General features: G+C 63.1%; 20 protein-coding genes. 11 read left to right on the forward strand and 9 right to left on the reverse strand.

Annotated elements, in window-relative coordinates; translation table 11 throughout:
- Positions 1-36: 36 nt before the first annotated feature.
- Both CF161_RS30635 and CF161_RS30640 read right to left on the reverse strand, forming a co-directional pair.
- Positions 37-951 (reverse strand): LysR family transcriptional regulator, encoded by a 915-nt coding sequence (locus tag CF161_RS30635; RefSeq protein WP_020300519.1) that lies wholly within the window; start codon positions 949-951, stop codon positions 37-39.
- Entirely contained in the window at positions 948-1,094 is a 147-nt protein-coding gene (locus CF161_RS30640; protein WP_156882760.1) for a hypothetical protein, read from the reverse strand. Before CF161_RS30640 ends, CF161_RS30635 begins: the two co-directional genes overlap by 4 nt.
- A 143-nt stretch (positions 1,095-1,237) precedes the next feature.
- On the opposite strand from CF161_RS30640, the gene CF161_RS30645 reads away from it, so the two are divergent.
- From CF161_RS30645 to CF161_RS30655, 3 genes are read left to right on the forward strand one after another with little or no spacing between them, the layout of a single operon-like run.
- The gene (locus CF161_RS30645) at positions 1,238-1,990 is read left to right on the forward strand and encodes a 5-oxoprolinase subunit PxpA (RefSeq protein ID WP_020300520.1); all 753 of its coding nucleotides are present in this window, start codon (positions 1,238-1,240) and stop codon (positions 1,988-1,990) included.
- A complete protein-coding gene (locus CF161_RS30650; protein ID WP_020300521.1) occupies positions 1,987-2,691 on the forward strand; it encodes an allophanate hydrolase subunit 1 in 705 nt (234 codons plus the stop codon). Before CF161_RS30645 ends, CF161_RS30650 begins: the two co-directional genes overlap by 4 nt.
- Positions 2,688-3,611, forward strand: a complete 924-nt coding sequence (locus CF161_RS30655) for a biotin-dependent carboxyltransferase family protein (RefSeq protein WP_020300522.1) — start codon at positions 2,688-2,690, stop codon at positions 3,609-3,611. The genes CF161_RS30650 and CF161_RS30655 overlap by 4 nt, the downstream gene beginning before the upstream one ends.
- A 60-nt stretch (positions 3,612-3,671) precedes the next feature.
- Here CF161_RS30655 and CF161_RS30660 read toward each other — a convergent pair whose 3' ends face one another.
- The 3 genes from CF161_RS30660 to CF161_RS30670 all read right to left on the reverse strand — a co-directional run bounded on the left by CF161_RS30660 (position 3,672) and on the right by CF161_RS30670 (position 6,941).
- Positions 3,672-4,850, reverse strand: coding sequence for a VWA domain-containing protein (locus tag CF161_RS30660; RefSeq protein ID WP_020300523.1), 1,179 nt, complete (start codon positions 4,848-4,850; stop codon positions 3,672-3,674).
- A 12-nt stretch (positions 4,851-4,862) separates the two neighbouring features.
- A complete protein-coding gene (locus CF161_RS30665; RefSeq protein WP_020300524.1) occupies positions 4,863-5,708 on the reverse strand; it encodes a MoxR family ATPase in 846 nt (281 codons plus the stop codon).
- Positions 5,709-5,864: 156 nt separating this feature from the next.
- The gene (locus tag CF161_RS30670) at positions 5,865-6,941 is read right to left on the reverse strand and encodes a DUF748 domain-containing protein (protein ID WP_020300525.1); all 1,077 of its coding nucleotides are present in this window, start codon (positions 6,939-6,941) and stop codon (positions 5,865-5,867) included.
- Between the two features lie 147 nt (positions 6,942-7,088).
- Here CF161_RS30670 and CF161_RS30675 point away from each other — a divergent pair, with 147 nt between their 5' ends.
- Positions 7,089-8,009: a LysR family transcriptional regulator gene (locus tag CF161_RS30675; RefSeq protein WP_020300526.1), complete on the forward strand. Its 921-nt coding sequence runs from the start codon at positions 7,089-7,091 to the stop codon at positions 8,007-8,009.
- On the opposite strand, the gene CF161_RS30680 is transcribed toward CF161_RS30675, so the two are convergent.
- The 3 genes from CF161_RS30680 to CF161_RS30690 are packed head-to-tail and all read right to left on the reverse strand — an operon-like array spanning position 8,010 to position 11,203.
- Positions 8,010-8,318, reverse strand: a complete 309-nt coding sequence (locus tag CF161_RS30680; protein WP_020300527.1) for a DUF485 domain-containing protein — start codon at positions 8,316-8,318, stop codon at positions 8,010-8,012.
- 27 nt (positions 8,319-8,345) lie between these two features.
- The gene (locus tag CF161_RS30685; RefSeq protein ID WP_020300528.1) at positions 8,346-9,995 is read right to left on the reverse strand and encodes a cation/acetate symporter ActP; all 1,650 of its coding nucleotides are present in this window, start codon (positions 9,993-9,995) and stop codon (positions 8,346-8,348) included.
- A 50-nt stretch (positions 9,996-10,045) separates the two neighbouring features.
- Entirely contained in the window at positions 10,046-11,203 is a 1,158-nt protein-coding gene (locus CF161_RS30690; RefSeq protein ID WP_020300529.1) for a M20 aminoacylase family protein, read from the reverse strand.
- A gap of 222 nt (positions 11,204-11,425) precedes the next feature.
- Between CF161_RS30690 and cysK the strand changes: the two genes are divergently transcribed.
- The 4 genes from cysK (at position 11,426) to CF161_RS30710 (ending at position 15,356) form a co-directional block, all read left to right on the forward strand.
- The gene (cysK, locus tag CF161_RS30695; protein WP_020300530.1) at positions 11,426-12,400 is read left to right on the forward strand and encodes a cysteine synthase A; all 975 of its coding nucleotides are present in this window, start codon (positions 11,426-11,428) and stop codon (positions 12,398-12,400) included.
- Between the two features lie 235 nt (positions 12,401-12,635).
- Complete coding sequence (locus tag CF161_RS30700; protein ID WP_020300531.1) at positions 12,636-13,574, forward strand: aspartyl/asparaginyl beta-hydroxylase domain-containing protein; 939 nt, start codon at positions 12,636-12,638, stop codon at positions 13,572-13,574.
- 346 nt (positions 13,575-13,920) lie between these two features.
- Entirely contained in the window at positions 13,921-14,784 is an 864-nt protein-coding gene (locus CF161_RS30705) for a DMT family transporter (RefSeq protein WP_020300532.1), read from the forward strand.
- A 176-nt stretch (positions 14,785-14,960) separates the two neighbouring features.
- Positions 14,961-15,356 (forward strand): hypothetical protein, encoded by a 396-nt coding sequence (locus tag CF161_RS30710; protein WP_043230984.1) that lies wholly within the window; start codon positions 14,961-14,963, stop codon positions 15,354-15,356.
- Between the two features lie 37 nt (positions 15,357-15,393).
- Here the strand turns inward: CF161_RS30710 and CF161_RS30715 are convergent, their stop codons facing one another.
- Complete coding sequence (locus tag CF161_RS30715; protein ID WP_020300534.1) at positions 15,394-16,338, reverse strand: LysR family transcriptional regulator; 945 nt, start codon at positions 16,336-16,338, stop codon at positions 15,394-15,396.
- Positions 16,339-16,702: 364 nt separating this feature from the next.
- Here CF161_RS30715 and CF161_RS30720 point away from each other — a divergent pair, with 364 nt between their 5' ends.
- From CF161_RS30720 to CF161_RS30730, 3 genes are all read left to right on the forward strand, one after another.
- A complete protein-coding gene (locus CF161_RS30720) occupies positions 16,703-17,707 on the forward strand; it encodes a 4-hydroxythreonine-4-phosphate dehydrogenase PdxA (RefSeq protein ID WP_020300535.1) in 1,005 nt (334 codons plus the stop codon).
- Positions 17,708-17,773: 66 nt separating this feature from the next.
- The gene (locus CF161_RS30725; protein ID WP_020300536.1) at positions 17,774-19,057 is read left to right on the forward strand and encodes an MFS transporter; all 1,284 of its coding nucleotides are present in this window, start codon (positions 17,774-17,776) and stop codon (positions 19,055-19,057) included.
- Between the two features lie 37 nt (positions 19,058-19,094).
- On the forward strand, positions 19,095-20,021 hold the full coding sequence (locus tag CF161_RS30730; protein WP_020300537.1) for a YncE family protein: 927 nt from the start codon (positions 19,095-19,097) through the stop codon (positions 20,019-20,021).
- Positions 20,022-20,036: the final 15 nt, after the last annotated feature.

A 20,036-nucleotide genomic window follows, 5' to 3' on the forward strand; every position in this document is an offset into this window, starting at 1 on the left:
ACCTGCGCAGCCGGGCGTCGCCTCCGCGGCGCCGGTTCACTCGGCCAGGACCATATGCTCCGGGCCCACCTGCCGGGCGTAGCGCTGCACCACCTGCTGGCACAGTTCGACCACGCTTTCGGCCAGCTCCACCCCGATCCGCCACGACACCACCACCTGCAAGTTCGGCGGCCGCTGCTCGATCGGCAGCAGGGTCAGCTCGCCGCGGGCCAGTTCTTCGCTGACCAGCACCGGCGGCAACGCGCCGATACCGAAGCCATCACGCAGCAGGCGGGTGATCGCCGACACCGAGTTCACGCAGTTGAGCCGTGGCGTCAGCACGCCATTGGCCTGCATCAGGCTCAGCACATCCTGGTGCGGCAGGGAGTTTTTCGAGTAAGTGATGATCCGTTCCCGGGCCAGTTCGGCGACGCTGGCGTACTCGCGGTTGTAGATTGAATGGCTGGCGACGATCCAGCCCACCGGGTGGCTGGCCAGCTCCAGGCTGCGGATGCTTTCCTGGCGCAGCAGGTCGGTTTGCAGGGCCAGGTCGAGAAAGCCTTTTTGCAGTTGATCGCAGAGGTTCAGCGAGGTATCGGCCACCAGTTCGATTTCCACCAGCGGATAACCGTCCATGATTTCCGCCACCAGGGGGCTGAGCCAGGTGTGGATCACGGTGTCCATGACCCCGATGCGGATCCGCCCGACCTTGCTCGACGGCGCCTCGATCGACTGCTTGAGCGACTGCATGGTGTCGAGCATCTGTTCGGCGTAGTCCAGCACCTTCAAGCCGTCGGGCGTCAGGCTCACCCCACGCGAATCGCGCAGGAACAGCTTGACCCCCAGTTCGCCTTCGAGCACGGCGATACGGCTGGAGATCGAAGCCTGGGTGGTGAACAGTTTGTCTGCGGTCAGGCGAAAGCTTTTCAGCCGTGCGACCCAGACAAAGGTTTCGAGAAACTTGAGGTTCATGCGATCAACTTTTTCTTATGCCATGAGGCGGTTTTTATTAGTTGGACGGGTAGGGCGCCTGCGTCGAAGAATGCGTCCAGCCCACGATAGGCGTCGTTGTGGCGCACAACAATACCAATAAAATCGACAGGGAGATTTGCCATGAGTGCTTCCGACACGCCCGTCGCCAGCCAATGTTGGCACCGCGCCATTGCGCCCCCGCAAGCCACGCCAGGCTGCTAACTGATAATCTGCGGAGCGCCGTACCCCGCAGTCAAAAGAATAAAACCCCACAGGAGCACCGACCGTGAGCCGCCTGTTATTGAATTGCGACATCGGCGAAAGCTTTGGCAACTGGACCCTGGGTCTGGACGCCGAAGTCATGCCGTTTATCGATTGCGCCAACATTGCCTGCGGCTTCCATGCCGGGGACCCGAGCATCATGCGCAAGACCGTGAGCCTGGCCCTGGCCCATGGCGTGCAGATCGGCGCCCACCCGGCGTACCAGGACCTGGCCGGTTTCGGCCGGCGCTCCATGGCCTACAGCCCGCAGGAAATCCGCGACCTGCTGCACTACCAGATCGGTGCCCTGGATGGCATCTGCCGGGCCCAGGGCAGCCGCGTGAGTTACGTCAAACCCCATGGCGCGATGTACAACGACATGATGGCCAACCCGGCCCAGCTGCGGGCAGTGATCGAGGCGGTAGCGGCCTACAACCCGGAGCTGCCGCTGATGCTCATGGCCACCCGCGACAACAGCGCGGCCCAGGCCCTGGGCGATGAATATGGCCTGACCCTGTGGTTCGAAGCCTTCGCCGACCGCGCCTACGACCACGCCGGGCACCTGGTGTCGCGGCAATTGCCGGGGGCGGTGCACCATGACGCGCAAACCATCATCCAGCAGGCACTGACCATCGCCCGGGGCGACGAGCTGCAGGCCAGTGATGGCAGTGCCTTGCTGTTGCGCGCCAATACCCTGTGCGTGCACGGCGACAACGCCAGTTCGGTGGCGGCGGTGCAGCGCATCCGCGAGGCCTTGAACCAGCAGAGCCCGGCATGAAGGCGCGGGTCGAAGTGGTGGCCATCGATTGCCTGATGGTGCGGTTGTTCGACGTGATCGCCGAACCCAACATGCCGTGGATGCTGGCTGCCAGCCAGCGTCTGCGGGCCAGTTTTGCCGGGCACCTGATCGATCTGGTGCCGTCCTACACCACCCTGATGGTGCATTACGATCTGCGCGCCTTGAGCCCCTCCCAGGCCCGCGAGCTGATCGACACCGCGTTGACCGATCTGCAACCCGATGCCCAGGCGGGCGGGCAGTGCCATGTGCTGCCGGTGTGGTACGACCTGAGCGTCGGGCCGGAGCTGAGCCTGTTGGCCCAGCGCAGTGGCTTGTCGGTGGCCGAGGTGATTGCTCGGCACAGCGGGCGTGAGTACCAGGTGTTCGCCCTGGGTTTTGCGCCCGGGTTTGCCTTTATGGGGCTGGTCGACGAAGTGCTGGCGGCGCCGCGCTTGAACACGCCACGCAAGCGCGTGGCCATGGGCAGCGTGGGCATTGCCGAACGCCAGACCGCGGCGTACCCGGTGGTGTCCCCCGGTGGCTGGAACCTGATCGGCCGTACCCCAAGCAAATTGTTCGACCGCGAGCGTGACGGCTACAGCCTGATGCAGCCTGGCGACAGTGTGCGTTTCGAAGCCGTCGAACACGCCGAGTTCATTCGCCTCGGCGGGGATGATCGGCCCCTGGAGGTGTCGCCATGAGCCGCCTGACGATCGAGGCCAGCACCCCGTTGTGCCTGTTGCAGGACGCCGGGCGTTTTGGCGTGCGCCACCTGGGGGTGACCCAGGGCGGGGCGCTGGATTGGGTCTCGATGTCCTGGGCCAACTGGCTGCTGGGCAATGCCCTGGATGCGCCGGTGATCGAGGTGACCCTGGGCGGTTTCAGCCTGCTGGCCGAGGACTACTGCGTTCTGGCATTGGCCGGCGCGGACCTGACGGCCAGCATCGATGAGCGGCCGATCAGCCCGGGCCGCAGTTTTATTCTGCAAAAAGGCCAACGCCTGCACCTGACCCAGCCGGTGCTGGGGGCTCGGGCCTATCTGGCGGCGCCCGGGGGCTTTGCTGCGGCGCAGGTGCTGGGCAGTTGCGCCAGTGTGGTTCGTGAGGAGCTGGGCGGGCTGGACGGCTTTGGCCGGCCATTGGCGGCAGGCGCGAGCCTCGGCTATTCGGGGAGCGCGACCCGCTTGCGGGAGCTGACTGCCGAGCAACTGCCGGACCTGCAATCGGCAGCGCCGCTGCAGGTGATCCTGGGGGCGCAGATCGGCGAGTTCAGCGGGCAGAGCCTGTTCGATGTCTTCAATCTTCCCTGGACCCTCGACAGCCGTGCCGACCGCATGGGCATGCGCCTGCTGGGGACGCCGTTGCAGTACCAGGGGCGGCCGATGATCTCCGAGGGCATCCCCCTGGGCGCGATCCAGGTGCCGCCGGACGGTCAGCCGATCGTCTTGCTCAATGACCGGCAGACCATCGGCGGCTACCCGCGCCTGGGGGCGTTGACCCCGCTGGCCCTGGCGCGCCTGGCGCAATGCCTGCCCGGCCACCAAGTGCGCCTGGCCCCGGTGGTGCAGGAGACGGCGTATCGGCAGCAGGTGGCGTACCTGCGCAAACTTGAGGGGCAGTGACACGCGGTGACAGGTCGCCTGTAGCCGCAGCCTGCGGCAGTGGCTACAGGCTCCTCGGCTCTACTTGGAAAGAAACCGCATGCCTTCTTCCAGACCGCGCAGGGTCAGGGGGAACATCCGGTCTTCGATCAGGTCGCGCACGATGTTGGTCGAGGCGGTGTAACCCCAGGTGTCCTTGGGGTAGGGGTTGATCCAGATGAGTTTCTTGTACTTCTCCATGAAGCGCTGCATCCACACATAGCCGGCTTCTTCGTTCCAATGCTCGACGCTGCCGCCGGCCTGGGTGATTTCGTAGGGGGCCATGGCGGCGTCGCCGATAAAGATCACCTTGTAGTCGGCGCCGTATTTGTGCAGCAGGTCCATGGTCGAGGTGCGTTCCGAGCCGCGACGCAGGTTGTTCTTCCACACCGATTCATAAATGAAGTTGTGGAAATAGAAGTACTCCAGGTGCTTGAACTCGGTCTTGCAGGCCGAGAACAGCTCCTCGCAGATCTTCACGTGGGCGTCCATCGAGCCGCCGATGTCGAACAGCAGCAACAGCTTGATGGTGTTGCGCCGTTCCGGGCGCATCTGGATATTCAGCAGCCCGGCATCGCGGGCGGTGTGGTCGATGGTGCCATCGATGTCCAGCTCGTCTGCCGCACCCTGGCGGGCAAACTTGCGCAGGCGGCGCAGGGCCACCTTGATGTTGCGCGTGCCCAGTTCCACCGAGTCATCGAGGTTCTTGTAGTCGCGCTGGTCCCAGACTTTCACCGCCTTGCCCTGGCGCTTGCCGGCATCGCCGACGCGGATGCCTTCCGGGTTGAAGCCGCCGGAGCCGAAGGGGCTGGTGCCGCCGGTGCCGATCCACTTGTTGCCGCCGGCGTGGCGTTCCTTCTGTTCTTCCAGGCGCTTCTTGAACTCTTCGATCAGCTTGTCGAGGCCGCCCAGGGACTGGATCTGCGCCCGTTCTTCATCGCTCAGGGAGCGTTCGAACTCCTTGCGCAGCCAGTCTTCGGGGATCAGCGCCTGCAAGTGGTCGTCGAGCTTTTCCAGGCCATTGAAGTAGGCCCCGAAGGCACGGTCGAACTTGTCGTAGTGGCGTTCGTCCTTCACCAGGATCGCCCGGGCGAGGTAATAAAACTCGTCCATGTCGGCGAAGGTCACGCGCTGCTTGAGCGCGTTGATCAGGTCGAGCAGCTCGCGCACCGACACCGGGACCTTGGCGGCGCGCATTTCATTGAACAGGTTGAGCAACATGGCAGCAGCCTCTTAGCGGGTGCCGCGACGGCTCATGAACGCCAGGCGCTCCAGCAACTGCACGTCCTGCTCGTTTTTCACCAGGGCGCCGGCCAGGGGCGGAATGGCTTTGGTCGGATCGCGCTCGCGCAGCACCGCTTCGCCGATGTTGTCGGCCATCAGCAGTTTCAGCCAGTCCACCAGTTCCGAGGTCGAAGGTTTTTTCTTCAGGCCGGGTACCTTGCGTACGTCGAAAAACACGTCCAGGGCTTCGCTGACCAGGTCTTTCTTGATGTCCGGGTAGTGCACGTCGACGATTTTCTGCAGGGTGGCGCGGTCGGGGAAGGCGATGTAGTGGAAGAAGCAGCGGCGCAGGAAGGCGTCCGGCAATTCCTTCTCGTTGTTGGAGGTAATGATGATGATCGGCCTCTGCTTGGCCTTGATGGTCTCGTCGATCTCGTAAACGTAGAACTCCATCTTGTCGAGTTCTTGCAGCAGGTCGTTGGGGAACTCGATGTCGGCCTTGTCGATTTCATCGATCAGCAGGATCACCCGCTCTTCGGATTCGAAGGCTTCCCACAGCTTGCCCTTCTTCAGGTAGTTGCGGATGTCATGGACCTTGTCCACCCCCAGTTGCGAGTCGCGCAGGCGGCTGACCGCGTCGTACTCATACAGGCCCTGGTGGGCCTTGGTGGTGGATTTGATGTGCCAGGTGATCAGGCGTGCGCCGAAGGACTCGGCCAGTTGTTCGGCGAGCATGGTCTTGCCGGTGCCCGGTTCGCCCTTGACCAGCAGCGGCCGCTCCAGGGTGATGGCGGCGTTGACCGCCAGCTTCAGGTCATCGGTGGCGACGTATGCACGGGTGCCTTCGAACTTCATCTGCAATTCCTCGAACGGTAACGCCGGGCTGCCACAGGCAGGCCGGAACAATAAACGGGATGGCCGACTATAGCGCGGCGCCCGGTCGACTGTGAACGCAGACGCCCCATTCAGTCTCTGAATGGGGCGTCACTTGATGACTCGGTCAGGGCAGGCTCAGTCTGCCGACGGCTTGGGTTGCTCGTAGCGGGCGTTGAACGCCTGGACAAAGCCATTGCGCAGGATCTGCAAAAACGCCTGGAACGCGCTGATGTCCTGCTGGTGCACGTTGCCGCTGAGCTCGACCCGGGTGGCGAACTGGTTTTTGCTCTGGTTCTTCAGCACGGTCTCGCTGGCGCCCACCAGGGCCTCCCAGACCGAGCGGAAGATGCTTTTGTTCTTGTTCTCCACATCCTGTTGCCAATTGAACACTTCGACGTCGCGCAGCAGCGGCTTGATATAGCCCTTGAGCTGGCCCTTGGTGGCTTCGGCCTCGATCACCACATCGCCGTGACCGGCATTGAAGTCGAACTTGCCGTAGGCCGAGGCGAAGTCGTTGAGGCGCTTGAGTTCGATGTCCTTGGCCCGCAGGCGGAACTCGAAGTCTTCGAAGTTGCTCAAGGGGTCGAAGGTGGCGCTGCTTTCCAGGGGCGCGTGGCCCAGCAGCAGGGCCTTGCCTTCAAAACTGGCATCGCGCCGGCCTTTGACGTCGACCACGTTGGTCAGGTTGTACAGGCTGGCATTGACCTGGGTCGCGTTCATGTTGACCGGTGGCTTGGAGTTGAAATTGCGAAAGCTGATCTTGCCGTCGTCGATCCGCACTTCGTCGAGGGTGATCGGCAGCAGCTTGCTCAATTGCGCGCGCCAGTCGGTGCCCTGACCGGTCTGCGACGCCTGTTTGTTGGGGCCGCCGTCGACGAAGTTCAGCTCGGGATTGACGAACTGCACCTTGGCCACCACGGCATGGTCGTACCACAGCGAATGCCAGCTCACCGCCAGGTCGATCAACGGCGCATCGACGAACGGCACCGGCACCTTGCCGTCGACCTTGACGATCTTCAGCCCGTTGATCCGATACGCGCCGCGCCACAGCGCCAGGTCGACGTCGGTGACCTGGCCCCGGTAGTCGCCCATGTCCGCCAGCTTGTCGTTCAGGTAGTCGCGTACCAAGTAGGGCAGGGCGATGTGCAGGGCCACCAGCAGCACCACCACTGCGGCCAGGGTCCATAGCGGCCAACTGTAACGACGTTTCATGAGCGTGAATCTCCATCTGTCATTAAAGGGATTGACTGCCACGGCTCGCAGTCGTTCGAAGCAACTGTCGAGGCATGGACGCCGGCCGGCTTTTGTACGATGGTCGGCAGCGCTGTCGGGCCTTGTCTTTCGCCAAAGAAGGTAATTATGGATACCAGGAAGCTGCGTCATGTTCTGGGGCTGGTGGAGCACCTGACCTTCAGTCGAGCCAGTATCGAGGTCAACCTCAGCCAGCCGGCGCTGTCGCGCAGTATTGCCTCGATCGAGGCCGAGCTTGGGGTGCAGTTGTTCGATCGCAGCCCGGCGGGGGTCGAGCTGACGCCCTACGGCCGGGTGTTCACCGAGCGTGCGCGCAAGGTGCTGGCCGAACTCAACGAACTGCGGCGCGACATCGAGTGGGTGCGGCGCGGCGAGTATGGCGAGATCGCCCTGGGCTTCGGGCCGACGGCGGCGGCGCTGCTCAAGGCGCCGCTGCTCGAACATTTCGCGCGCACGGCACCGCGGCTGCGGCTGACGGTCAAGGGCGGCACCTACGAGGAGCTGTTGCGGCTGTTGCTGGAGGAGCGGATCGATATCTTCTTTGGCGATGTGGCGCTGCTTTCTTATCGCCATGACCTGCAGGTCGATCCCTTGCCGTGCTGGCGCAGCGGGTTTTTCTGCCGTGCCGGGCACCCCTTGTTGCAGGGCGAGCCGGTGTCGCGGGCACAGCTGCTGGCGTATCCCCTGGGCAGCATCCAGTTATCGGCCTGGGCCATGGCGGATCTGGAGGCGTATTTCGAGTGTTCGATCGAGACGGCCCTGCGCTTTCAAACCGACCTGCTGAGTGATCTGGAGGCCTTGGCCCTGGCCGGCAACAGCGTGGTGTTCGGCAGCCGGCCGGCGTTCTGGCAGGCGCTGGGCAGTGGCCGCTTGTGCGAAGTGCCGCTGGACCCGCCCTTGCAACGCAGCGCGCGCTTCGGCTCGGTGAGCCTGGCGGGGCGCACCCTGGCGCCGTCGGTGGAAAGCGCCAAGGCCGAGGCGCAGAAGATCTTTGCCGGCTATGCGAGCCAGTTGGCGCTGCCGGTTTGATCAGTCTTGGGCGGCGGCCAAGCGCTGCAACTCCTGGAGCAGTGGGTCGATGTAGCGGTTGGCGTGCCAGGTGTAAAAGCCGGTGACCACGACGCAGAACCCGTACAGGCCGACCCCGACCAGGATTCCGCTGGTCACGCGTGACTCGCCGGACAGCGGCAGGGTCAGCCAGTGCGGGACAAACGCCACCAGCAGGATAAAACCGAAGTAGGCGCCCAGGGTCAGCAGGCTCAGGCCCAGGCTGAACCGTGCGCGCAGTTTTTTCAGGCGACGCAGCAGGTGATCGGAGTGGCGGGCGGTGCTGGACATGGCAGTTTCCTCGTTGGCAGTCAGGGTTCAGTGGGCCACGGCGGCATGGGTGTTGATGCCGGTCAGGGAGCGGTAGTGCTGGGCGTCGAAGCGCGCACGCTCGGCCGCGCCCGAGGGGCTGTGATCGGTGACCGAAGCCACCCAGGCGGCAAGGAAGGCCAGGCTCATGGAGAACAGGGCGGGGTTGGAGTAGGGGAAGACCGGCGCCGCATGCCCCAGCACCCCGACCCAGATCGCCGGCCCGAGTATCAGCAGGCCCACGGAGCTGGCGAGCCCGCAGAGGCAGGCGGCGACCACCCCGCGCGTGGTCAGCCAGCGCCAGAAGATCGACAGGATCAGCATCGGGAAGTTGGTGCTGGCGGCAATCGCGAACACCAGCCCGGCGAGGAAGCTGATGTTCAGGTGCTGCACCCATTGCGACAGCAGCAGGGCGACGACAATCAGCGTGACACTGGCGATCCGGGAGATCTTCAGCTCGCGCTCGGGGTTGCTGGTGGGCTGACGGAACAGGTGGGTGTAGATATCGTGGCCGACCGCCGAGGCGCCGGAGATGGTCAGCCCGGCCACCACCGCGAGGATGGTGGCAAAGGCCACGGCCGACATCAGGCCGAGGAACAACTGGCCGCCAAAGAAGCTGCCCAGGTGCATGGCTGCCATGTTGTTGCCGCCGATCAGGTCCTGGCTGCCGGCTTCGACAAACGCCGGGTTGCCGAGGACGAAGATCGCCGCCCCGGCGCCGATCACCAGCAGCAGGGTATAGAAGTAGGCAATGATGCAGGTCGCGTAGAACGCCGATTGGCGGGCGGCGGCGCCATCCTTGACGGTAAAGAAGCGGATCAGGATATGGGGCAGGCCGACCATGCCGAAAATCAGCGACACGCCGAGGGAAATGGCGTCCACCGGGTCGGCGATCAGCTTGCTCGGGGCCAGCACCGACAGGCCCTGGGGATGGGCCTGGATCACCCGGTCGAGCAACTGGTTGGCGCTGAACCCCACGCTGCGCAAGACCATGAAACACAGGAAACTGCCGATCGCCAGGATCAGCAGCGCCTTGATGATCTGCACCCAGGTGGTGGCCAGCATGCCGCCGATCAGCACGTACAGCAGCACCAGGACCCCGACCATGGCCACCGACGCCAGGTACGGCGTGCCGAACAGCAGCTGGATCAACTTGCCGGCGCCGACCATCTGCACCACCAGGTAGAACAGCACGATGACCAGGGAGTTGGCGGCGGTCAGCAGATGCACCGGGCGTTTTTGCAGGCGGAACGAGACCACGTCCGACAGCGTGTAATGCCCCAGGTTGCGCAAGGGCTCGGCCACCAGAAACAGCAGGATCGGCCAGCCGACCAGGGTCCCGACCCCGTAGATCAGGCTGTCATAGCCATACATCGCCTGCATCGCCACCGCGCCAAGAAAGGTCGAGGCCGACATGTAGTCGCCGGCCAGGGCCAGGCCGTTCTGCCAGGGCTTGATACCGCCGCCGGCGTTGTAGAAGTCTCCAGTGCCGCGGCTGCGGCGACCGGCCCAGCGGGTGACGGCCAGGGTCAGGCTCACCAGCAGCAGGAAGGGCACCAGGGTGTGCCAGTTGGCGGCATAACTGGTGCCGGAAGCCGCCTGGGCGGAGGGTGCCAGTAACAGCAGGGGCAGGCAGGCGAACAGGGTTCTGGGGTTCATGGCGGCTTCCGGGCTGGCGCGTTGTTGTTGTTGTTGTTGTTGTTGTTGTGTCAGGCCGCGAGGCGCAGGCGTACCAGTTGCTCGAACATGGCGACGCCAATGCCGGCCACCTCGTCGTTGAAGTCATAGTGCGGGTGATGGCACATGGGGCCGTCCTGCCCCAGCAGGAAATGGCAGCCGGGACGGGCCTGGAGAAACACCGACACATCGTCCCCGGCCATGATCGGCGCCACGTTTTCAATCAGGTTTTCCGGGCCCACCACCTGCTGCGCCGCCTGCACCACGTAGCGGGTCGGCTGCGGGCTGTTGACCACTGGCGGGGTGCTGTTGGCCAGGCTCATGTCGATCTGGCAGCCATGGGCCAGGGCCAGCCCCTGGCAGACCTGCCCGATGTGTTCGACCACCTGCTGCCGAACGGCGGTGGACAAGGTGCGAATGGTGCCGTCGAGCACAGCGAATTCGGGGATCACGTTGTTGGTTTCCCCGGCCTGGAAGCGGCAGACGCTGATCACCGCGTTTTCCAGCGGGTCGATGGTGCGGCTGACGATCCCTTGCAGGGCGCCGACCAGGGCCGCGCCGATCACGATCGGGTCGACACTCAAATGCGGCATGCCGCCGTGGCTGCCAACCCCGGTGATACGGATCGAAAAGAAGTCGACCGACGCCAACTGGGCACCGACCCGCACGCCGATGGTGCCGGCCGCCAGGGTCGGGTGGTTGTGCAGGGAATACACCTCGTCGAAGGGGAAGCGCTGCAACAAACCGTCTTCGAGCATGGCCAGGCTGCCCTGGATGATCTCTTCGGCGGGCTGGAAGATCAGCACCACCTGGCCGCGGAACTGGCGCTGCCGGGCCAGCAGGCAGGCGGTGCCCAGCAGGATGCTGGTGTGCCCGTCGTGGCCGCAGCCATGGAACACCCCGTGATGCTGCGAGCGATAGGCGGGCTGGCCCTCCTCGACGATGGGCAGGGCGTCCATGTCGGCGCGAAAGGCAATGCTCGGGCCGGGGCCAAGGGCACCCTGAATCACCCCCACGACCCCGGTCTGGCCGATGCCGGTATGGGTTTCGATGCCCCAGGAGCGCAGCAGGGTGGCGACCAAGTGGGCGGTCTGGTGTTCGTTGAAGGCGATTTCCGGCTGGCTGTGGATCTGCTGGCGCCAGGCGCGCATATCGTCGGCCAGGGACTGGATTTCAGGGGCAATAGCCATCTGCATGATTCCTTTGACGGGGCGGGTAGGGGAGCTGGCCAACTCTTGGGCGGCATCATGGCCCAGACCCGATTGGCCCGACCAATGCGAACTTCAGTCCTGGCTATGCGTCTCTTGCATAGCCCCGGCCCGGGTTTTGCGCGGCCTGTGGCTACGACTGGACGCTCATGGGCCCGAGGCATACCCTTGAGCACTTCTTCAATGCTGCATAAGGACCCAGCCATGAGCCGCATTTTTGCTGACAACGCCCATTCCATCGGTAATACGCCCTTGGTGCAGATCAACCGCATCGCGCCCCGTGGCGTGACCATTCTGGCCAAGATCGAAGGGCGCAACCCGGGCTACTCGGTGAAGTGCCGGATCGGCGCGAACATGATCTGGGACGCCGAAAGCTCGGGCAAACTCAAGCCGGGCATGACCATTGTCGAGCCGACGTCGGGCAACACCGGTATCGGCCTGGCGTTTGTCGCGGCGGCGCGAGGCTACAAGCTGATGCTGACCATGCCGGCCTCCATGAGCGTCGAGCGGCGCAAGGTGCTCAAGGCCCTGGGCGCCGAACTGGTGCTGACCGAGCCGGCCAAGGGCATGAAAGGCGCGATCGACAAGGCGGCGGAGATTCTTGCCAGCGACCCGGCCAAGTACTTCATGCCCCAGCAGTTCGATAACCCGGCCAACCCGGCGATCCACGAGAAAACCACCGGACCGGAAATCTGGAACGACACCGACGGCGCAGTGGATGTGCTGGTGGCCGGCGTGGGCACGGGCGGCACCATCAGCGGGGTGTCCCGTTACATCAAGAAGACCCAGGGCAAGCCGATCATCTCGGTGGCGGTGGAGCCGGCAGGTTCGCCGGTGATTACCCAGAAGCTCGCCGGTGAAGAAATCAAGCCCAGCCCCCACAAAATCCAGGGCATCGGTGCCGGTTTCGTGCCGGGCAACCTCGATCTGTCGATGGTCGACCGGGTCGAGCTGGTGACTGACGAAGAGTCCAAGGCCATGGCCCTGCGCCTGATGCAGGAAGAAGGGATCTTGTGCGGCATTTCCTGCGGTGCGGCGATGGCGGTGGCGGTGCGCATGGCTGAAACCCCGGAAATGCAGGGCAAGACCATCGTCGTGATCCTGCCGGACTCGGGCGAGCGCTACCTGTCGAGCATGCTGTTCAGTGACCTGTTCACCGACCAGGAAAACCAGCAGTAACTCCGTCCTTCCCGGGGGCGGGCCCGCCGCGAACCGGCCAGCCGCCATGCCAATGTGCTGATCCACATCAGCCGAGGTTTGGCGGCCTTATGCTAATTAACGCTTTGTTGCGCGACCGTTAACGCTGATTGTTCGGTTGCGCGGGTTTTTCCAGGGCCCAGGAGTGTTTATCATGGCCGGCTGCCAGGTCGGGTGAACGCAACCCCGCAGGTGCCTATTTTCAAGGAGTTGTTGCATGAGCTTTTCCTTCGCTGCCAAGTTCGGGGTGCTGCTGGTGTTTATCGGCAGCACCCTCTACGTGCATTTGCGCGGCAAGGCGCGTCTGCCGGTGTTGCGCCAGTTCGTCAACCATTCGGCGCTGTTCGCCCCTTACAACGCCTTGATGTATCTGTTTTCCGGCGTGCCTTCCAAGCCGTACCTGGACCGCAGCAAGTTCCCGGAGCTGGACGTGCTCAAGGACAACTGGCAGGTGATCCGCGACGAAGCCATGCACCTGTTCGACGAGGGCTATATTCGCGCCGCCGAAAAGAACAACGACGCCGGCTTCGGTTCGTTCTTCAAGAAGGGCTGGAAGCGTTTCTACCTCAAGTGGTACGACAAACCCCTGCCCTCGGCCGAAGCGCTGTGCCCGAAGACCGTGGAGCTGGTCAGCCGCATTCCCAACGTCAAGGGCGCGATGTTCGCGCTGTTGCCCGGCGGCAGCCACCTCAACCCGCACCGTGACCCGTTTGCCGGCTCCCTGCGTTATCACCTGGGCCTGTCCACGCCGAACTCCGACGCCTGCCGGATTTTCGTCGATGGCCAGGAATATGCCTGGCGCGATGGCGAAGACGTGATGTTCGATGAAACCTACGTGCACTGGGTGAAGAACGAGACCGAGCAGACCCGGGTGATCCTGTTCTGCGACATCGAGCGTCCGCTGAGCAACCGCCTGATGACCCGCGTCAACCGTTGGGTCAGTGGCCTGTTGGGGCGCGCCACCGCGCCGCAGAACCTCGACGACGAGCGCGTCGGCGGGATCAACCAGGCCTATGCCTGGAGCAAGAACTTCAGCGATCGCTTCAGTGGCGTGGTCAAGCAATGGAAGCGCCGCAATCCCAAGCTGTACCGGATCATGCGTCCGGTGCTGGCGGTGGTAGTGCTGGCAGCCCTGGGTTACTGGTTGTTTGGATAAAGCGTTGCAAAGGCTATCGAGCGCTGGTTATAGTCGGCGCTCGGTGCATCAGACGATTCACCATCCCTCTTAAGAAAGATCTGCACATGCCCCTTTCCCCGATCAATGCGGTAGTCGATTCAGCGGTCAACGCTGGCGTCGTGCCGTGCGGGAATCAGCAGCCTGCGCAGATCAGTCACTACCCCCCACCTGTCAGTAGCACGCCGGTGTACGCCGTCGTATCACCGCCGGGCGTTGTTGTCCGGGGCTGATCAGCACTTACTGCTGCGCCCTGTACCCGCCAGAAAAAACTACTGAATTTCAGCCTCGGCTGAGTTGGCTTTTTGCCTGATTACAGGTGGTCACCATGTTTGTCATTTCGAAAAAGTCCGCGCTTGCGGCGGCCTCCACGAGCCTGTTCGTCCTGCTTTGGAGCAGTGGCGCGATCTTCTCCAAATGGGGCCTGGCCCATGCCTCGCCCTTTGCCTTCCTGCTGCTGCGTTTCGCCATCGCCCTGTGCGGGCTGGTGCTGTTGATTCCATTGCTCAAGCTCAGGCTGCCCCGTGGGCGGCAGTCGATGCTGTACGCGGCAGCCACCGGGCTGGTGCTATTGGGGGCCTATCAGATCTTTTACCTGCTGGCGCTGGACTTGAAGGTCACCCCCGGGGTCATGGCGACCATCATGGGGGTGCAACCGATCCTCACCGTGGTGCTGATGGAGCGCCAGCGCTCCTGGAGCCTGATGTTCGGCCTGGCACTGGGGCTGGCCGGCCTGATCATGGTGGTGTACCAGGGCATCGGCCTGGCGGGGATGTCCCTGGCCGGGATGCTGTTCGGCCTGCTGGCGCTGGCGAGCATGACCCTGGGTTCGATCATGCAGAAGCGCATCACCGACAACCCCCTCGGCACCCTGCCGGTGCAGTACCTGGCCGGCTTGCTGTTGTGCGGGGTGTTCGTGCCATTTCAACCCTTCCACTTCGAGCACTCGACGGGCTTTTTCGTGCCGGTGCTGTGGATGGGCCTGGTGGTTTCGGTGCTGGCGACCCTGTTGCTGTATCGCCTGATCGCCCGCGGCAACCTGGTCAATGTCACCAGCCTGTTTTACCTGGTGCCGGCGGTGACGGCGGTCATGGATTACCTGATCTTCGGCAATCGCCTGGCCAGCCTGAGCATCCTCGGCATGCTGCTGATCATTGTCGGGCTGGTGTTCGTCTTCCGTAAAAGCGCCTGATCCCAGGCGATGACGCTCCTTGCCTGCAACGGGCAAGGAGCGTCGTGGATTGGCACAGGGTCTGCTCGGAAAACATTATCGGTTTCATCGTTTCGATGAAATTAAATAAGACAAACCTGAAAGTTAAAGTGTCCGCCTAAGCTGACGACATAGTAGCTACACACGGAGGGCACAGCATGAACGCAAACCACCTATCGGCAGCCGTCGGGTTATTTTTCGGAATCATTGGCCCGACCTTCGCTGCAACGTCCTCGTCTCAAGGGGTGATCCACTTCTACGGCAGTATCGTTGAATCCCCTTGCTCACCCGATACCCATTCAGTCCATAACGATAACGGTGCCACCTTCAGCCTGAGCAAGTGCCCGCAGTCCGCACGCGCAGGTTCGCTCGGCGTGCGCAGCGTGCAACCCGTTGCCACGGTGGCGGCGCTGTCGCCCTCGGCGGTCAAGGTCAAATTGGTAGCCGACAGCGGCCAGTCCGGGCGCTACTACAACCAGCAATACGCCCTGGTCGATACCGCAGGAAAGGCCGTCAACAGCGGCGCTTACATCATCACCATGACGTTGCCCTGAACCCTGCCGATGCTGAGCCGGAGGTCTTCGCCAAGCCCTAGGGCCGCGCTCCGGCTTGCTCGACCCGCACCGAGTGCATGAACGCCTGCATGGCCGATGACTGGATGCGATGGCGCCGGGTAATCAGGCCAAAGGGCGGCAGGCGCGCTTCGAAGCTGATCGGCAGCACCGCCAGCAGATCACGCCCCGGGTAGTCCTCGACCACCGAGACCGGGGTCACGCCAATCATGTCGGTCTGCTGCACCAGTGACAGCAGGGTCATGATCGAGGTGGTCTCGACGATGCTGCTGGGGATGTCGACCCGGGCATTGTGAAACACCTGGTTGATGATCGAGCGCATGGGGCTGGGGTGCTGTTGCAGGACCCAGGTCTCGTGTTGCAGCTCGGCCCAGCTCAAACGGGTGCTTTGCGCCAGCGGGTTTTGTGCGCCCGCGATCACACACAACGCCTCTTCGCCCAGGCTGTCGAACAGCAGCTCTTCGGCCCGCGCGCCCGCCGGAATCCGCCCCAGCACAATGTCCAGTTGATCCTGCAGCAAGGCCTGCACCAGCACGTCGCTGGTGTCGACCTGGATGCTCATGGACAACCGTGGGTGGCTTTTTTTCAGCGTGGCAATAGTGCGCGTCAGCAAGCCTGAGGCCAGCGCCGGAATGGCGCCGATCGTCACCCGCCCAAGGTTCCCCGACTCCAGCGACACCAGTTCTTCGCGCATGCCAGAGAGTTCGGCAAACACCATGCGCGCGTAGTAAATCACCGTCTCGCCAAAGGGCGTCGCACGCATCCCCCGCGACAAGCGCTCGAACAATTCGACCCCGAGCAAGTTCTCTGTTTCGTGGAGCATCTTGGTGGCCGCCGGCTGGGTCATGCCAATTTCCTGGGCTGCACGCCGCAACGAGCCGAACTCATCCAGGGCCAGCATCAGGCGTAATTGCCGCAGGCGCAGGCGACTGTGGATCAGGTGGGCATCGGGAATGCGGCTCATCGAAAACGCTCAGGGCTGGCGAAGGAGGGCTAAGGCTTACAAGAAACACCGGGCTTGCCAAGGGGCATCGGTGAAATGAACGGTGCCTGGCAAATGGGCCTTGGCAGGCGGCTAAGGCTGCTGGGGCGGGCGGGGCTGTGGCTGCCTTGGCCAACCGAGCGATAACCTCAGCGAATAGCCCTATCAGCATCTTTGATTAGACGGTTATCGCTCCTTCCTCGATAGTTCGCCTCACCAGAGATTCGCCATCGTTGATCGGACGAACACTGATAAAAAGAACAATAACCGAGGTACCTGTCATGGCGCGTTCAATTGCCTCCAGCTGTCAGTTCCCCGCACCAAACCCTGTAAAGAGGACCCCCGCATGAGCCTGCCTCGTATCGCTATTGTCTTGGGTGACCCCGCCGGTATCGGCCCTGAGCTGATCGCTCGTCTGCTGTCTGACCCGGCAGCGCGAGCCCAGGCCAGGATCGTGCTGATCGCCGACGAGGCCCTGATGCTGCGCGGCATGCACATCGCTGGAAGCCGCTTTCCCTATCGCACCATCGCCAGCCTGGACCGGTTGGATTTCAGCGATGACACGCCGCTGTTTTTCCCTTTTCGTGGGGCCACCGACGGTGATTTCGCCAGCGCCCAGGCCACCGATAAAGGCGGGCGTTACAGCCTCGATACCCTGGAGCAGGCGGTCCGCCTGACCCACCAGGGCGCCACCGATGCCTTGCTGTTCGGGCCGCTGAACAAGACCTCGTTGCACATGGCCGGAATGAACCACAGCGATGAGCTGCACTGGTTTGCCGAGTTGCTGGCGTTTGACGGGCCCTTCTGCGAGTTCAACACCCTGGGCAACCTGTGGACCTCTCGCGTGACCTCCCATGTGGCCCTGGCCGATGTGCCAAGACTGCTCAGCCACGACAAAGTGGTGCAAGCCATCGAACTGATCGACACCGCGCTCAAGCGCAGTGGGCTTGAACAACCGCGCATCGGTGTGTGTGGCCTCAACCCGCACAACGGCGACAACGGCAGTTTTGGGCGCGAAGAGATCGACATCATCGGCCCGGCAGTGCAGACCGCGCAGAAAATGGGCATGAATGCCCAGGGACCCTTTCCCGCCGACACCATCTTTCTCAAGGTTCAGGGCGACGCCAAGGCCTTCGATGCGGTGGTGACCATGTACCACGACCAGGGGCAGATCGCGATCAAGCTGATGGGCTTCTCCCGCGGGGTGACGGTGCAGGGGGGCTTGCCGATTCCCATCACCACGCCGGCCCATGGCACGGCCTTCGATATTGCCGGCCAGGGCAAGGCCGACCCGGGCGCCATTGGCCAGGCGTTTGCGATTGCCTGCCGCATGGGGCTGCGGCGTCACTAGTCATTCCCGGTGTTGAGGTTTCACCCGTAGCGTTTCCATAAAAAAAATAACAAGTGGGATCAGATCATGAAGAGCAGCACATTAACGATCGCCAATTCCCCGGCGATCCTGGATCAGCGGTGGCTGAGGGTTATTCCACCGATCCTGATCACCTGCATCATTTCCTATATGGACCGGATCAACATCGCCTTCGCCATGCCCGGTGGCATGGCGGCCGAACTCGGCTCGTCGGCGAGCATGATCGGCCTGGCCGGCGGGATCTTTTTCATCGGCTACCTGTTTTTGCAAGTGCCCGGCGGCAAGCTGGCGGTGCATGGCAGCGGTAAAAAATTCATCGGCTGGTCGTTGCTCGCCTGGGCGCTGATTTCCATCTTGACCGGGCTTGTCACCAACCAGTACCAGCTGCTGTTTCTGCGCTTCGCCCTGGGGGTGGCCGAGGGCGGCATGCTGCCGGTGGTGCTGACGATGATCAGCAACTGGTTCCCGGAGAAGGAGCGTGGCCGGGCCAACGCCATGGTCATCATGTTCGTGCCCCTGGCCGGGATCATCACCGCGCCGTTGTCCGGTTGGATCATTGCCATTCTTGACTGGCGCATGCTGTTCATCATCGAAGGGCTGCTGTCGGCGGTGGTGATGGGCTTGTGGTTGCTGACCGTGAGTGACCGTCCGCAGGAAGCCAAGTGGATTTCCGAGCGAGAGCGCGACTACCTGATCAACACACTGCGTGCCGAACAGGAAGCGATCCGTGGCACGCAGGTGGCCAATGCCTCGCTGAAAACCGTACTGCGTGACCGCACGATGTGGCACTTGATCGGGCTGAATTTCTTCTACCAGGCCGGCATCTATGGCTACACCCTCTGGTTGCCGACCATCCTCAAAGACCTGACCCACAGTGGCATGGGCAAAGTGGGCATGCTCGCGGTCCTGCCGTACCTGGGGGCGATGTTTGGCATGCTGCTGTTCTCCAACCTTTCCGATCGCAGTGGCAAGCGCAAGCTGTTCATCGCACTGCCCCTGAGCTGTTTTGCCCTGTGCCTGATGCTGTCGGTGATGCTGCGCGAGAACATCTGGCTGTCGTTTGCCGCGCTGGTGGGGTGTGGGGTGTTCCTGCAATCGGCAGCCGGAGTGTTTTGGACCATTCCGGCCAAGCTATTCAGCGCCGAAGTGGCCGGTGGTGCCCGTGGGGTGATCAATGCCCTGGGTAACCTGGGGGGCTTTTGCGGACCTTACATCGTCGGTGTGCTGATCACTCAGTTCGACCAGAACATCGGCGTCTACAGCCTTGCCCTGTCGGTGGCGATCGCCGCGCTGCTGGCGATGATCCTGCCTGGCAAATGTGACCGGGCCTGAGCCTGGGGCAAACCAACGAACAATGAGGAGTCAAACCATGAGTCAGGAAATTCTCTTGCTGGTGCAAAAGTGCGCCCACACCTTCAGCTTCTACGACGTCGCCACCGGTGAAGCGATCAGGCACATCCGCCTGCCGGACTTCCCCCACGAGTTCGTGGTGGATTCGCAGAACCGCTACGCCTACGTCGGCCACTACGGTATCGAAACCTCCAGCCATCAGGGCGAGGGCGGTTGCTCGGTGTTTGTCATCGACCTGGAGCGGGGCGAGCATGTGCGCACCCTGAGCATCTGGCCGTATCGGCGTCCACACGGCCTGGCAATGGACCAGCAGGACCGCCTCTATGTGCTCAGCGAAGGTGATTCCACGCTGCTGATTTTCGATGAGCCGCACCTGCGCGACGTACCAGACCGTGCCGTGCCTTCAGGTGGCTACAAGAGCCACCTGGTGGCCCTCACCCGTGACGGTGAAACCGCCTTTGCCTTGAACCTGTTGAGCAACACCGTGACCCGCCTCAAGCCCCAGGACCCAACGGTTGCGCCGCTGCCTCTACAGCCGGGCAGCCAGCCTGAAGGCAACTGTTTCAGCCGCGACGAACGCATCTTGTATGTGACCACCCGTGGCGATAACAGCATCGTCGCGGTGGATGTCGAGACCCTGCAAGTGATTCATCGCGGCCGCACCGGGGCCGACCCGACGCGCATCTACCGCGACCGCCAGGACCGGCTCTACGTGACCAACTATGCCGAGCATTCGATCTCGGTGTTCAACAGCGACTTGCAGGAGTTGCGCCGGGTCGAGCTGGACAGCAACGCGATTGCCATGAGCCTGCACCCGACCCGTGACCTGGCATTCGTCACCCTCAAGGATCAGCGCGTGGGCATGCTCGACCTCAACACCTGGACCTTCGAGCGTTACTTCGAAACCCTGCTCGAGCCGGATGTGTCCCAAGTCATCGTGCGCTGAGTCGCCGGGAGAGCC

Source organism: Pseudomonas sp. CF161, from assembly GCF_000416215.1.
In the GTDB taxonomy this organism is placed as follows: domain Bacteria; phylum Pseudomonadota; class Gammaproteobacteria; order Pseudomonadales; family Pseudomonadaceae; genus Aquipseudomonas.